Raw genomic sequence first — 12,110 nt, forward strand, 5'->3', positions numbered from 1 at the left:
GGGGCGTCCAAAGGAGTTCTCCGATCAGGTGCACGGTCGCGGCGAGGAAACGCTCGGACCCGGGACGGGCCGGCTCAAGGCGACATGCCGATGTTCGGCCACACGGGTCACCCGCTGCCACGGCCCGCCCGGGCCGGTCCGTACGGGTCACGCGCCGATCGAGCGAACGCGAAAGGCCGTCGGGCGCAGGAGCGCCGTCAGGCGAGGCCGTCCCAGCCCCAGCGCGGCGTGGGGCCGGGCTCGCCGAGGTCCGTGCCGGGAGCCGAGGCCGAGACGTCCTTGGCGATACGCGTGCCCCAGTCGAAGTACTCCACCACCCGGCGGCGCAGCAGGGCGTCGTCCGGCAGCTCCTTCTCCACGGCCGCCGTCATGAGCTCCATCCAGCGCAGGCGCTGCTCCTCCGTGATGGCGAGCCCGAGATGGGCGCGGAGCAGGGCCTGGTGCCCGCCGTGCCGTGCCGTGAACTCGGCCGGCCCCGAGAAGACCTCGGCCAGCCAGACGGCCACGTGCTTCACATGGGTGGCGGTGAAGTCGGCGAAGACGGGCGCGAGGAGGGGGTCGGCGAGGACCCCCTCGTAGAACGTCTCGGAGAGCCGGCGCAGCGCGTCGGCGCCTCCCACGGCCTCGTACAGGGTGTTCGTGTGCTCGGCGCTCATGGAAGGCCTCCGTGATCCGGGATGTGTCCTCCCAGCTTTCACACAACAGGGCCCGGATCCAAGGATGTTCGCTCTCGGCGGGGCGGCACCGACGACCGGCCCGGCGCGCGGGTCCCGGCCCGGGACGCTCCGCTTCCGGCGTGCGTCACTCGTCGGTGGTGGGCCGATCGTGCGCCTGTCGGCGCAGGGCGACGGAGATCAGGATGGCGAAGGCGGCGATGGCGGTGACGGTACGGGCATCGTTGAACAGCTCCCAGCGGCGCAGGATCTCCGCGTGGTCGGGTACGGGTCATGCCGCGTCCGCCCGACGGGTGAAACGGCCGCTCGGCTCGCCCCGGAGCCGGCCGGCGGGGAGCTTGCGACCGTACGCCAGCAACAGGAGGTCCTGAGCGGTGCCGAACACGGGGGAGCCCGATCCGTACGACCAGTCGAGGTCCTCGGCGCTCAGCCGCACCGCGTCGAGATCGACGCCGAAGAACCTCAGGCCGCTGGGCCGGATCTGGTCGAGCAGGATGCGCAGCCGGTCCTCGGGCACGCGCCGGTCGAGGCCGAGCGCGACGGTGATGTCCAGGCCGTGCACCACGTCGTGGCCGAGTGCTCCCGCGAGACCGCCGACCGGCGGTGTCCACGGGTGGTGGGCATTGTCCCGCAGGAAGGCCGCGAGTGCCGGCGTGGAATGGGCGGCCGCGTCCCTGCGCGCGACCCGGTCGGTCATGCGATGAAGGTTCCCGCGCGCCTTGACCAACTCGCCGAGTGTCGCGGGCAACGAGAGCCGGAACCCCATCGACATGTGCGCCGCCACCTCGCGGACCCGCCATCTCCCGCACAGGCTCTGCTCGTTCCACTGCTCGTCGCGCAGGGTGTCGAACAGATCGGCCAGTTCTCGGCGCTCCGCCGCGATCGCGTCCCTGACCACGGTGAGCTTCCCCTTGCGGGTCGTCGCGTTCTCCATGCGATCAAGCCTGCGGTCTGCCGAACGATAGTTCCAGTAGATAGTTCTGCTGCGATCTAGAATCAATGGTTATGGAGCTTCGCCAGCTGCGCTACCTCGTGACCGTCGTCGAGGAGGGCGGCTTCACGCGCGCCGCGGCCCGCCTGCATCTGGCCCAGCCGGGCCTCAGCGCCCAGATCCGCCAGTTGGAGAACGAACTCGGGCAACCGCTGCTCGACCGCTCCGGCCGTTCGGTGACGCCGACCGAGGTGGGCCGGGCGGTCCTGCCGTTCGCTCGCGCCGCACTGGCCGCGGCGGACGCGGTGCGGGAGACGGTGGACGCGTACACGGGACTGCTACGCGGTCGGGTCACCCTCGGGCTGGTGTCCGGAGCCACCGGGCACACCTTCGACATCGCCGCCTTCCTCGCGGACTTCCACGAGGACCACCCGTCGGTGGAGGTGGCACTCACCGAGGACACCACGGAGCGCATGCAGGCCGCGCTCCTGTCCGGCGAACTCGACACCGCCCTTCTCGGGACCGCGGAGGAGGTGCCCCCGCCGGGAGCGGCGTTCCAGCTCGTGATCGACGTCCCGCTGGTCGCCGCTGTCGCGCCCGACCATCCGCTCCTCGACCGTGCCGACGGCGCGAGCGTCCCGCTCGCCGATCTGCGTGACCGGCCGCTGATCTGCCTCCCTCGCGGAACGGGGGTGCGCGCGGCGCTCGAACGCGGTTGTGCACGGGCGGGGTTCCGGCCCCGGGTCACCTTCGAAGCGGCGGCCCCGCAGCTGCTCGCGCAGCTCGCCGCGAGGGGACTCGGCATCGCTGTGCTGCCCGCCGGAGAGGACGATTCCCCCCTCGGTGGACAGCTCCGCACCCTACGGATCGACCAGCCCGAGATGCGCGCCCGCGTCGTGCTCGCGTGGCGGGCCGCCGGACCGTCGAGCCCCGCGGCTCGGGTACTCCTCGACCGTCTGCGCAAGAGCCTCCCGAAGCCGCCGTCGCCACCGGCCGAAGTGTGATTCTTCTTCCTTTCACCCCCGAACAAATACCACTTGTCATTCAGGTGCTGAGCGGCGGTGGTGAATTCACGTTTCGGGGGTTGTGGCGTTTTTCAGCGGGCGACTGAAGTGCATCGTTTCTGCACCCCCACAGGCTCCTGACCGGCTGTCCGGCATTGGAGTGAGAATGCGTGACCAGGTGTCCGATGGGGCGTTTGATCGCACGACGGGCCATTTCTGGCACGTCATTCAGACATCTTGAGGAGTGGTTATGCGTTCTCTGGCCGCGTCTGTTCTGGCCGTGGGCATTCTGTTCGGTGGCGCCGGTGCCGCGCTCGCCCACGACGGCGTCGGACTCGGAAGCTTCTCCGAGGGCGGCGCCGGCTTCAGCTCGCACTGCGCGCTGACCGGCGTTCCCTCCGTGTACGGAACGATCTTCACGGCCTCGTGTTCGGAGAAGGGCTGGGAAGAGGGCGCGGAGTTCTCCTACCTCGGCGCCCACTGACCTTCGGCTCCACGCCCGGCGACGGGTGCGGCTCGGAAGGACCCACGCATGCCGTGCTCGCGCACGGCTCGCGGCAGCGGCCCGCTCTCGCACCGAGAGCGGGCCGTTCGGTGTGCCGGGCTGGTCAGGGCGCAGTTCGGAGAGTTCGAGCAGGTTCAGGTTGCGGTTCGGCGGCGCGCGGCCCGCTTGATCCGTTCCGTACGGCAGGGCACCGTGGGGTCATGACATGGACAGCGCCGTCGGTCGTACGCACACAGCAGCTGCGCGACCTGGGAACCGTGACCGAGCGCCAGATGCTGGAGGGCTGGCTTCGCTGGCACCGGGAGACCCTGCTCGTCAAGTGCGCCGGGCTCTCTCCGGCCCTGTTGGCCCGGACGACCGTGGAGCCCTCCGGACTCAGCCTCCTCGGCCTGGTGCGCCACATGGCGGAGGTGGAGCGGTGGTGGTTCCGGCGAAGCTTCGCGGGTGAGGTCGTCGGTGAGGTGTTCACCGGTCCGTCGGACGGCGACGAAGGGCTGGCCGGGGTCGACGCGGCCGAAGCGGAGCGGGACTTCGGACGGTTCCGCGACGAGGTCGAGGCCTGCGACGCGGTGGCGGCCGGACGCGGGCTCGACGAGACCTTCGTCTCGCCGGGCGGAGCTCCGCTCAGCCTTCGCTGGGTCTACACGCTGATGATCCAGGAGTACGCACGCCACAACGGCCACGCCGACTTCCTGCGGGAGCGGACCGACGGAGTGACGGGGGACTGAGCGACCGTACGGGACGTCCGCGCCGTGCGCGGTCCGTTCATCCGAGCCAGAGGGGGAAACGCGCCTCCGCCCTGGACAGTACGGCCCGCTCCGACGTGGTCGGTACGCGACGGCCGGTTCCCACGAGCAGGGCATCCGTGTCGGACAGTTCGGCAGGGAAAGGCACTCCGGCGATCCGCTCGAGAAGGTCACGCGCGGCGGCCAGGCTCTCCGCGGGCGGTCGTGGTGTCCCTGGCAGCCGCGCCACGAGGTCCAGGTGGTGCAGGGTCCACTCCAGGACGTACGCGGAGAGGTAGTCGCCGACCGTCAGCACCTCTCCCCGCGTGCCGACCGCGAGGCCGGGGGCGGCGAGTGCCGCGGCTCTTCCGGCCGCGGAGCCGACGTCGTCGAGGTGGAACCTCAGGAGTCCCGGATCCTCGTACGCGGCGGCGAGCCGAACGGTCAGCGCGTCGAGGGGGTCGTCCCCGGTCGGCGGCGCGTCGGCGACCTCCCAGTAGCTCGTGGCGTCGCGTGTCGGCGGTGTTCCGGCGGGCGTCGCGAGGGTGATCAGGACGTCCTGGGCGTCGATGACGAGGTGGCAGACCAGGTCGCGTACGAGCCAGCCGGTGCAGCCCGACGGCCGGGCGAAGTCCTCGTCGGCGAGACCGGCGACGGCCTCGCGCAGTGCGGTCCACGAGCATGTGAATGCGTCCACGCCCGCAAGCTACCAACCGGGTCGCCGGAACTCCGGTCCCGCCGGGGCATCGGAAAGCCGGTGCCGGTCACGTCATGCCCCGTGTCATGCGTGACCGGCACCGGCGACCGCGTCCCCCTCGTCACCTCGCGAAGGTGAACCTCCGGACGGACTTGAGGTCGGTGTCCCAGAACGTGACCCCGGGCGTGGGGCCGATGTTCAGGAAGGGACTCCCGTCGGGCAGCGGGACGTCGATCCTTCCCGCCCGGCGCGAGCGTGGCGACGGCGTGCCGGTTGGACTGGAGGGGGCCGGCCTCGTCGTACGAGCTCTCGTCGTGACCGCCGGGGCCGCCCGCCCCCGTGTGTCACCGTCAGGCGACGGCTCCGGCCCAGCCGCTGCACGTGGCCGGGTAGTAGATCCCTTCGCTGTAGTCGCCGAGGCAGACCCTGAAGGAGAAGGAGAAGCCCTCGGCGAGGTCGCCGTAGGAGCGGTCGGTGCACTTGCCGGCTCCGCTGGTGTGCCACTTCAGGGTGCTCGTGAAGCTGGCCTGGACGACCACGGACTTCCCGTCCGCGGCGTTGTCGCAGATGGTGAGCTTGTCCCCGTTGGAGTACCACGTGGCGCTGCCCGCGCCGCCCGGCACGCCCGCGGCTCCGGCGGAGGGGGCGGCCAGGACGAGGGCCGACGCGGCCGCGGCCGCCACGACGAGGGCGTTGCGGACGGTCTTGCTGCCGGACCGGGTCCGGTTCGACTGACGCAGGCTGAACATGGGTCTCCTTCGGTTGTGGTGCCGGAGCCGGCATCGCGGCCGGTGGATCGACTCGCCTCGGCGTCGACAGGGGATCCAAGCTTGTCGGTGATCTGCCAAGTCGGTGGCCGTGACGCTACGCGGGAGCCGTCCGCCCCGGCGTCAACCCGCTGGTGGACACCGGGTAAACCCTGGCGGTAGGCCCCGCGTGGCAGCGGAACCGGCCCGGCACGGCCGTCGCCTCCACCGGCCGTGGTACGGCGTACGGTTGACGCCGGCCCGGCGGGCCGCGAGTAGGCTGCGCCGATGCAGCGTCCGCGGGTGCCGATCCCCCGATCCCCCCTGTTCCTCGACACCGGCATCGCGACGGCGGTCCTGGGGTGCGCGCTGCTGCTCGGCCGCCAGGACACCGGCGAGGGGTACCCGCCGCTGGACGTGTCCGGCGGCCTGCTGACGCTCGCCGTCCACCTGCTGCTGTGCTGGCGGCACCGCCATCCGGACGCGGTGACGGGCGGCGTCTTCCTGCTGTGGACGGTGTACATCGCGCTCGGCTACTGGCCGGTGGTGAACAGCCTCGCCGCGCAACTGGCCCTCTACACCCTCGCGTCCACCCGCCCGCCGCGCACGGCTGTCACCGCCGGCGCGGGGCTCGGCGTCATCTGGCTGTACGGGGGGTTCGTGGCCCCCGAAGGCTCGGTGGCGGCGGCCGCGGCACTGGGGATCGTCGTCCCCGCCGTACTGGTGAGATTCGGCCAGTCCGCGCGCGAGTCCGAACGCCGCGGGGAGCGACTGGCCGAGCTCGCCGCGCAACTCCAGGAGGAACGCGACGCCAAGGCGCTCCGGGCCGTGGCCGAGGAACAGGCGCGGATCGCCCGCGAGCTGCACGACGTGATCGCCCACCACATATCGGTGATCGCCGTGCAGTCGGGGCTGGCCGACTACGTCTTCGACACCGATCCCGGCACCGCCCGGAAAGCCCTCGGGACCATCGCCGACACCTCCAGCGAGGCGCTGGAGGAGATGCGGCGGATGCTGACCCTGCTGCGCGCGGGGGACAGCGCCCCCGATTCGTACGCCCCCATGCCCACGCTGGGCGGGCTCGCGGACATGGCCGCCCGGATGGGCGCCGGGGGAGTGCCCGTCGAGCTGATCGTGGAGGGACGGCCCCGGACGCTGCCGCCCGGAGTGGAGCTGTGCGCGTACCGAGTGGTGCAGGAGGCCCTCACCAACGTACTGAAACACGCGCGGCCGGGCGGTGCCGTGGTGAAGGTGCGGTACCAGCCCCACCGCCTCCTGGTGAGCGTCACGGACGACGGACCGGGCCTGGATCCGGCCAGAGTCGACGCCAGGGGCGGTCATGGCTTGATCGGGATGCACGAACGCGCGAAGCTCTACGGCGGTGCCGTGACGACAGGCCCGGGCCCCGAAGGGGGCTTTCACGTACGGCTGACACTGCCGACCTCCACCGCCACGGCAGGAGAGACGCCGGCCGACACATGAAGGGGGAGCGGCCGGCCGTGACGACCCGCGTACTCGTGGTCGACGACCAGTACCTCATACGCGCCGGCATCGTGGGACTGCTGGAGGCGACCGACGGCATGACCGTCGTCGGAGAGGCGGGCGACGGCGAGGAAGCCGTCGCCCAGGCGGCCGGGCTACGGCCCGACGTCATCCTGATGGACATCCGCATGCCCCGGATGAACGGCATCGACGCGGCCCGGCGGATCCTGGCCGACGCCGCCGAAGGGGCCGGGCCGCCGCCCCGGATCCTGATGCTCACCACCTTCGACCTCGACGAGTACGTCTACCGGGCACTGCGCGCGGGCGCGAGCGGCTTCATCCTCAAGGACACGGGTCCGAAGCGCCTGCTCGCCGCCGTGGCGGCGGTCGCGGGAGGCGACGCCCTCTTCGCGCCGAGCGTGACGCGGCGCCTGGTGGAGGCCTTCACCCGTACGTCGGCACCCGGCGAACCCGTCGAGCGGCGACCGGAGATCGAGCAGCTCACGGCCCGTGAGACGGAGGTGCTGCGCCTGGCGGGCACCGGCAGGTCGAACGCGGAGATCGCGGAACGGCTGTTCATCTCCGAGGCGACCGTCAAGACGCATCTCAACCGCACCATGGCGAAACTCGACCTGAACAGCCGGGCGCAGGCCGTGGTGCTGGCGTACGAAACGGGGCTGGTCGCGCCCGGCGGGAGGCCCTCCACGTCCTGAGAGGGGGGAAGCGGAGCCTCTCACCGCCCGTCGACGAGGTGTTGGATGCCGGGGGCGTAGAGGTCCGCGAGCCGTTCGGTGGGGGTGTGGGCGGTGGCGCCGTCGGGGCGGTGGAGACTCAGCGTTGCACCCAGGCCCAGGAGCTGCCCGGCGATCAGCTCGGCGCGCAGCCGGGCGTCGGGGCCGGTGAGCAGGCCGGTGAGGTGGTCGGTGACCTGCTCGCGGAATCGGGCGCGCAGCAGGGTGCGCTCGTCCTCGATGCCGAGGGAGAAGACCACGCGCAGGAGCGGGTCGCCGCGGAGCCGGTCACGGAGGTCGACCATGGTCAGGACGAGGTGCCGGCCGAGACCGGGAAGCGGAGCGCCGAAGAGCTCGGCGGCGGCCGGGCGGAAGTCGACGACCGTGTTGAAGAGGGCTTCCTTGGTGCCGAAGCGCTTGACGATCAGGGAGGGGCTCACCCCGGCCGCCGCGGCGATGCCGCGCATGGTGACCTCGGCGTACGGCTTGAGCGTGAACGCCCGCCGTGCGGCGCGGATGATGGCGTCGCGTCCGGTCTCCGGGCCCTCCTCCCCTCCGGGCCGTCCGGTCTCCGGGCCGGCTTCCCCTCCGTGCCGTCCGGTGTCCGGTCCCTCCTCCCCTCGGTGCGCGGGAGAGCCGGCGGCCTTCCGGCGGACGGTTCGATCCGCGTCGGCGGTGGCCGGGGAGGTGGCTTCGTGGGCGGTGCTCATGCGTTCCCTCGGGCGGCGCTGGTGGGTGGTGACACCGTGACCGTACCGCCCGGCCGGTCGCCGTCGCGCGCGCTGTCCCGGCTCGGCCGGTCGGACGGCAGCAGGAGGGTGGCGGCGAGGGCGGCGAGGGCCGCTCCGGCGGCGATCAGGAAGATCAGCAGGTACGCGTGGAGCGTCGGCGCGGTGCGGCCGTGCGCCACGAACGTCACACGGGCCAGCACGGCGGTGACCACGGCGCTGCAGCAGGCCTGGCCGACGGAGCGCATCAGGGTGTTGAGACCGTTGGCCGACGCGGTCTCGCTCACCGGCACCGCCCGCATGACGAGGGCGGGCAGCGCGGAGTACGCGATGGCGGTGCCGCAGGCGACCACGGTGGCGCCGGCGACGATCAGCCACAGGCTGTGGCTGGTGAAGAAGCGCACCACGTAGCCCACGGCCATGACGACGGCCGCGACGACGAGCGCCGTGCGGGGACCGTACGCGGCGGAGATCCGCGCCGAGAGGGGCGACAGGGCCACCATCGCGAGGCCGCCGGGCAGCAGGCACAGGCCGCTGACGACGAGGGAGGCGCCGAGGCCGTATCCGGTGCTCGTGGGCTCCTGCACGAGCTGGGCGGTGACCAGGGAGTTGGCGTAGAACGAGAAGCCGATGAGCAGGGCCGCGACGTTGGTCAGGAGCACGGCGGGCCGGCCGGACACCCTCAGGTCCATGATCGGGGACGGGGTGCGCAGCTCGTACCAGCCCCAGAGCAGCCCGACGGCCACCGAGGCGCCGAGCAGGCCGAGTGTCGGCACGGAGGTCCAGCCCCACTCGGAGCCCTGCGTGATCGCGAGGAGCAGACCGACCAGCACGACGGCGAGGCCCAGCGTGCCCGGCACGTCGAAGCGTCCCGGGGAGCGCACGCCCGACTCCGGCACGATCGCCAGCACGAGCAGGAGGTCGAGCAGGCCGAGCGCGGCGGACGCCCAGAACATGGTGTGCCAGTCGAAGTTCTCCATCACGACGGCGGCTATGGGCAGTCCGATCGCCGCGCCGATGCCGAGCGTGGAGCTCATCAGCGCGATCGACGGCAGGACGCGTTCGGCGGGGAGTTCGTCGCGGATGATGCTGATGCCGAGCGGGATCACGGCGAGAGCAGCGCCCTGGAGCGCCCGGCCGGTGATGAGTACGCCGATGTCGGAGCTGAGTGCACAGAGCACGGAACCCAGGGTGAGCACCCCGAGCGACGCGAGGAGCACCCGCCGCTTGCCGTACATGTCACCGACCCGGCCGAGCACCGGGGTGAACACCGCGCCGGTGAGCAGGGTGACGGTGACGAGCCAGCCCGCGGCGCCCGCGCTCGCCCCGGTGAGCTCGGGGACGTGCGGCAGCAGCGGCACGACGAGGGTCTGCATGACGGCGACGACCATGCCGCAGAAGGCCAGGACGGGGACGACGAACCGGGAACCGGTGTGTCCGGACGGCGTGCCGGGCGGGGACGCGGAGAGGGGTTCCGATGCGGATCCGGCGACGGTCATCGTGCTCCAGAGGCGGTGCGAAGGCGGGAGAGAGGAGGGGTGCACATGCGTTCACCCCCAGGGTAAACAAGTGTGCACCCCTGGCCAAGGTCGGGGTGCCCGGTTCCTGCCGGCCCGTGCGCTCCGCCGTGCCGGGTCCCGCGGGCCGGGTGATCCTGGGGGCATGGGTGGCGCGTTCCCGCACCGGCTGCCGGCCGCCTACAGGGCGGCGGCGCGGGAGGCTCTGCGCGTCACGCTCACCGCCGCGGCCGGTTTCTACGTGCTCCTCTACGGCTTCGACTCGGCGATCGGCGCCACGTACGCGCTGTTCGGCGCGATCGCCATGGCCGGGCTCTCGCACATCCCCGGATCCGGACGCCAGCGGGCCACGGTGCTCCTGGGCGTGGTGCCGGTGTGCTGGGTGCTGATCACGCTCGGCACCTACCTGTCCGTGCGGACGTGGAGCGCCGTGGTCGGCATGCTGGTCGTCGGGTTCGCGCTGGCGTTCATGGCCGTCGGAGGACCACGGTTCGCGGGCGCGGCGACGGGCCTGCAGCTGATGTACATCCTGCCGTCGTTCCCGCCCTACGATCCCGGTTCGCTGGGTGAACGCCTCGGAGGGGCGACCTTCGGGCTCGTCCTGCTGATCATCGCGGAGGCGACCCTGATGCCCGAGCCTGCGGCCCTGCCCTACCGCGAGCGGGCCGCCCGGGCCGCCGAGGGCGCGGCGGACTGCGCGGACCGGCTGCGGTCCGCCCCGTACACACTGCCGGAGGCCGTGCTGCGCACCGCCCGGGCCCTGAGCACGGGGCTCCGTTCCTCCCAGGTCCCGGAGGCCGAGCGGCCGGCCGGGGCGGGGGTGCGGCCGAGGGCGCTGGCCCACACGGGCCTCGCGACCCGCACCCTGCTGGGGCGGCTCGCGGTCATGCCGCCGCCGGCGGCTGTGGTGCTTCCGCCCGGGGCGGACGAGGAGCCGGGTCCAGGGGGCATGGACCCCCTGCGTGCGGTCGCGGACGCGGCGAGGGAGACCGCGGTCCGATTGCGGGGTGGAGCCCCCGACGGCCGGGCGCACGCCCGTCTGCGCCGGGCCCGTGAGGCACTGGCGGCGGCCGAGGGCACCACCCCCGCCGCGCTACGGCGCAACGCGGCCCTCCTGGAGGTGACGGACGCGGCGCTCGCGATGTCCACAGCCGCCGACATCGCCGTACGGGGACGAGCGGCCGACGCACCGGCGCCCGGCCGGTTCTGGTACGCGCGGATGCGGGCACCGCGACTCTGGTGGCGGCGCCTTTCGGGCCACGTCGGCGGCCGGTCGGTGTTCTTCCAGAACGCCGTACGGATCAGCCTCGCCCTGGCAGCGGCCCGGTTGATCGCGGGCATCGACACGCTCCCGCACGGCTTCTGGGTGCTCCTGGCCACCCTGACCCTGACCCGCACGACGGTACGGGAGACCCGGAGGACGGAGCGGATCGCGCTGACCGGCACTCTCGTCGGCGCGCTGGTCGCGGCGGCCCTGCTCGCGCTGGTCGGCACCGACATCGAGGTCTACGCGGTCGCACTGCCGCCGCTCATGCTGGTCACCTTCACCCTGGGGCCGGTGAAGGGCGTCGGATGGGCGCAGGCGCTGTTCACGGTGGTGGTCGCCCTGGTGTTCGCGCAGCTCGCACCCGCCACCTGGCAGCTCGCCGAGTTCCGGCTGCTCGACGTGCTGACCGGCAGTGCGATCGGCGCGGTGTTCGGGTTGCTGGCCTGGCCCCGGGGCGCCCACGACGAGCTGCGGCGGTCGGCCGCGGTCCTCCTGCGGATCGCCGCGGAGATCGTCGTGGCCACGACGGCGCAGATCGCGGCGGGCGGGCGGCGCGTGCCGGTGGTCACCGCGCCGGGCCACCGGTCGCTGCAGCACGCCCTGGTCATGGCGGAGTCGGCGTACGCGCAGTACCAGAGCGAACCCAAGGGGCCCGGGCGCCCGCCGGCCGGTCAGGACTGGCAGGCCGCGCTGATCACCGGGCACCACACGCTGTGGGGCGCCGACCGGCTCCTCGTACCGCCCGAGCCGGTCGTGGTTCCGCCGCTCGGGAGAGAGGCCGCGGAGTCCGTCGTCCGCGCGGGCGACCGGGTCGCGGCGGCCATGCTGCTGACCTCCGCTCGCATCGATCCCACCGGGGACACCGCGGAGGCACCGGCAGGGTCCCACCCCCCGACGGTCTCCGCCATCACGGCCGTCACCGCCACCGCCGCCGCCGACGATCCGCCCGGCGCACCGCGCGCGTACTACGCGACCGTGTCCTGGCTGGCCAACCTGACGACGGACGTCGTACGCCTCGCGGGCGACGGCGACGCCACCCCCGGCGAAGGGCCCGCCGCCCACCTCGGTGAATCGTCCTGAACCCGCCCCCGGACGAACCGCCG

12 protein-coding genes are annotated in these 12,110 nt (G+C 72.7%); 6 read left to right on the forward strand and 6 right to left on the reverse strand.

Annotated elements, in window-relative coordinates; all coding sequences use genetic code 11:
- Nucleotides 1–197: 197 nt before the first annotated feature.
- On the reverse strand, nucleotides 198–656 hold the full coding sequence (locus tag ACN9MM_RS38190; protein ID WP_426368407.1) for a group II truncated hemoglobin: 459 nt from the start codon (nucleotides 654–656) through the stop codon (nucleotides 198–200).
- A gap of 289 nt (nucleotides 657–945) precedes the next feature.
- The gene (locus ACN9MM_RS38195) at nucleotides 946–1,608 is read right to left on the reverse strand and encodes a maleylpyruvate isomerase family mycothiol-dependent enzyme (protein WP_426368408.1); all 663 of its coding nucleotides are present in this window, start codon (nucleotides 1,606–1,608) and stop codon (nucleotides 946–948) included.
- Between the two features lie 71 nt (nucleotides 1,609–1,679).
- On the opposite strand from ACN9MM_RS38195, the gene ACN9MM_RS38200 reads away from it, so the two are divergent.
- From ACN9MM_RS38200 to ACN9MM_RS38210, 3 genes are all read left to right on the forward strand, one after another.
- Nucleotides 1,680–2,609, forward strand: coding sequence for a LysR family transcriptional regulator (locus ACN9MM_RS38200; RefSeq protein WP_426368409.1), 930 nt, complete (start codon nucleotides 1,680–1,682; stop codon nucleotides 2,607–2,609).
- Between the two features lie 250 nt (nucleotides 2,610–2,859).
- Complete coding sequence (locus ACN9MM_RS38205; protein ID WP_426368411.1) at nucleotides 2,860–3,093, forward strand: hypothetical protein; 234 nt, start codon at nucleotides 2,860–2,862, stop codon at nucleotides 3,091–3,093.
- A gap of 221 nt (nucleotides 3,094–3,314) precedes the next feature.
- Nucleotides 3,315–3,842: a DinB family protein gene (locus ACN9MM_RS38210; RefSeq protein WP_426368412.1), complete on the forward strand. Its 528-nt coding sequence runs from the start codon at nucleotides 3,315–3,317 to the stop codon at nucleotides 3,840–3,842.
- Nucleotides 3,843–3,879: 37 nt separating this feature from the next.
- On the opposite strand, the gene ACN9MM_RS38215 is transcribed toward ACN9MM_RS38210, so the two are convergent.
- On the reverse strand, nucleotides 3,880–4,536 hold the full coding sequence (locus ACN9MM_RS38215) for a maleylpyruvate isomerase N-terminal domain-containing protein (protein WP_426368413.1): 657 nt from the start codon (nucleotides 4,534–4,536) through the stop codon (nucleotides 3,880–3,882).
- A gap of 350 nt (nucleotides 4,537–4,886) precedes the next feature.
- Nucleotides 4,887–5,285 (reverse strand): hypothetical protein, encoded by a 399-nt coding sequence (locus ACN9MM_RS38220; protein WP_426368415.1) that lies wholly within the window; start codon nucleotides 5,283–5,285, stop codon nucleotides 4,887–4,889.
- Between the two features lie 300 nt (nucleotides 5,286–5,585).
- Between ACN9MM_RS38220 and ACN9MM_RS38225 the strand changes: the two genes are divergently transcribed.
- Nucleotides 5,586–6,764 (forward strand): sensor histidine kinase, encoded by a 1,179-nt coding sequence (locus tag ACN9MM_RS38225; protein ID WP_426368416.1) that lies wholly within the window; start codon nucleotides 5,586–5,588, stop codon nucleotides 6,762–6,764.
- On the forward strand, nucleotides 6,761–7,477 hold the full coding sequence (locus tag ACN9MM_RS38230; RefSeq protein ID WP_426368417.1) for a response regulator: 717 nt from the start codon (nucleotides 6,761–6,763) through the stop codon (nucleotides 7,475–7,477). The genes ACN9MM_RS38225 and ACN9MM_RS38230 overlap by 4 nt, the downstream gene beginning before the upstream one ends.
- A gap of 20 nt (nucleotides 7,478–7,497) precedes the next feature.
- On the opposite strand, the gene ACN9MM_RS38235 is transcribed toward ACN9MM_RS38230, so the two are convergent.
- Together ACN9MM_RS38235 and ACN9MM_RS38240 are read right to left on the reverse strand one after the other, a co-directional pair.
- Entirely contained in the window at nucleotides 7,498–8,205 is a 708-nt protein-coding gene (locus tag ACN9MM_RS38235; RefSeq protein WP_426368418.1) for a TetR family transcriptional regulator, read from the reverse strand.
- Entirely contained in the window at nucleotides 8,202–9,722 is a 1,521-nt protein-coding gene (locus ACN9MM_RS38240; protein ID WP_426368419.1) for an MFS transporter, read from the reverse strand. The genes ACN9MM_RS38235 and ACN9MM_RS38240 overlap by 4 nt, the downstream gene beginning before the upstream one ends.
- A gap of 163 nt (nucleotides 9,723–9,885) precedes the next feature.
- Between ACN9MM_RS38240 and ACN9MM_RS38245 the strand changes: the two genes are divergently transcribed.
- Complete coding sequence (locus tag ACN9MM_RS38245) at nucleotides 9,886–12,087, forward strand: FUSC family protein (protein ID WP_426368421.1); 2,202 nt, start codon at nucleotides 9,886–9,888, stop codon at nucleotides 12,085–12,087.
- Nucleotides 12,088–12,110: the final 23 nt, after the last annotated feature.

It is taken from the genome of Streptomyces sp. E-08 (genome assembly GCF_049913095.1).
Taxonomy (GTDB): Bacteria; Actinomycetota; Actinomycetes; order Streptomycetales; family Streptomycetaceae; genus Streptomyces.

What these genes read in the sequence shown, in the direction of transcription:
- ACN9MM_RS38235 (WP_426368418.1), bottom strand. Translation starts at nt 8,205, where the DNA reads ATGAGCACCGCCCACGAAGCCACCTCCCCGGCCACCGCCGACGCGGAT.
- ACN9MM_RS38245 (WP_426368421.1), top strand. Translation starts at nt 9,886, where the DNA reads ATGGGTGGCGCGTTCCCGCACCGGCTGCCGGCCGCCTACAGGGCGGCG.
- ACN9MM_RS38210 (WP_426368412.1), top strand. Translation starts at nt 3,315, where the DNA reads ATGACATGGACAGCGCCGTCGGTCGTACGCACACAGCAGCTGCGCGAC.
- ACN9MM_RS38200 (WP_426368409.1), top strand. Translation starts at nt 1,680, where the DNA reads ATGGAGCTTCGCCAGCTGCGCTACCTCGTGACCGTCGTCGAGGAGGGC.
- ACN9MM_RS38230 (WP_426368417.1), top strand. Translation starts at nt 6,761, where the DNA reads ATGAAGGGGGAGCGGCCGGCCGTGACGACCCGCGTACTCGTGGTCGAC.
- ACN9MM_RS38190 (WP_426368407.1), bottom strand. Translation starts at nt 656, where the DNA reads ATGAGCGCCGAGCACACGAACACCCTGTACGAGGCCGTGGGAGGCGCC.
- ACN9MM_RS38220 (WP_426368415.1), bottom strand. Translation starts at nt 5,285, where the DNA reads ATGTTCAGCCTGCGTCAGTCGAACCGGACCCGGTCCGGCAGCAAGACC.
- ACN9MM_RS38205 (WP_426368411.1), top strand. Translation starts at nt 2,860, where the DNA reads ATGCGTTCTCTGGCCGCGTCTGTTCTGGCCGTGGGCATTCTGTTCGGT.
- ACN9MM_RS38240 (WP_426368419.1), bottom strand. Translation starts at nt 9,722, where the DNA reads ATGACCGTCGCCGGATCCGCATCGGAACCCCTCTCCGCGTCCCCGCCC.
- ACN9MM_RS38195 (WP_426368408.1), bottom strand. Translation starts at nt 1,608, where the DNA reads ATGGAGAACGCGACGACCCGCAAGGGGAAGCTCACCGTGGTCAGGGAC.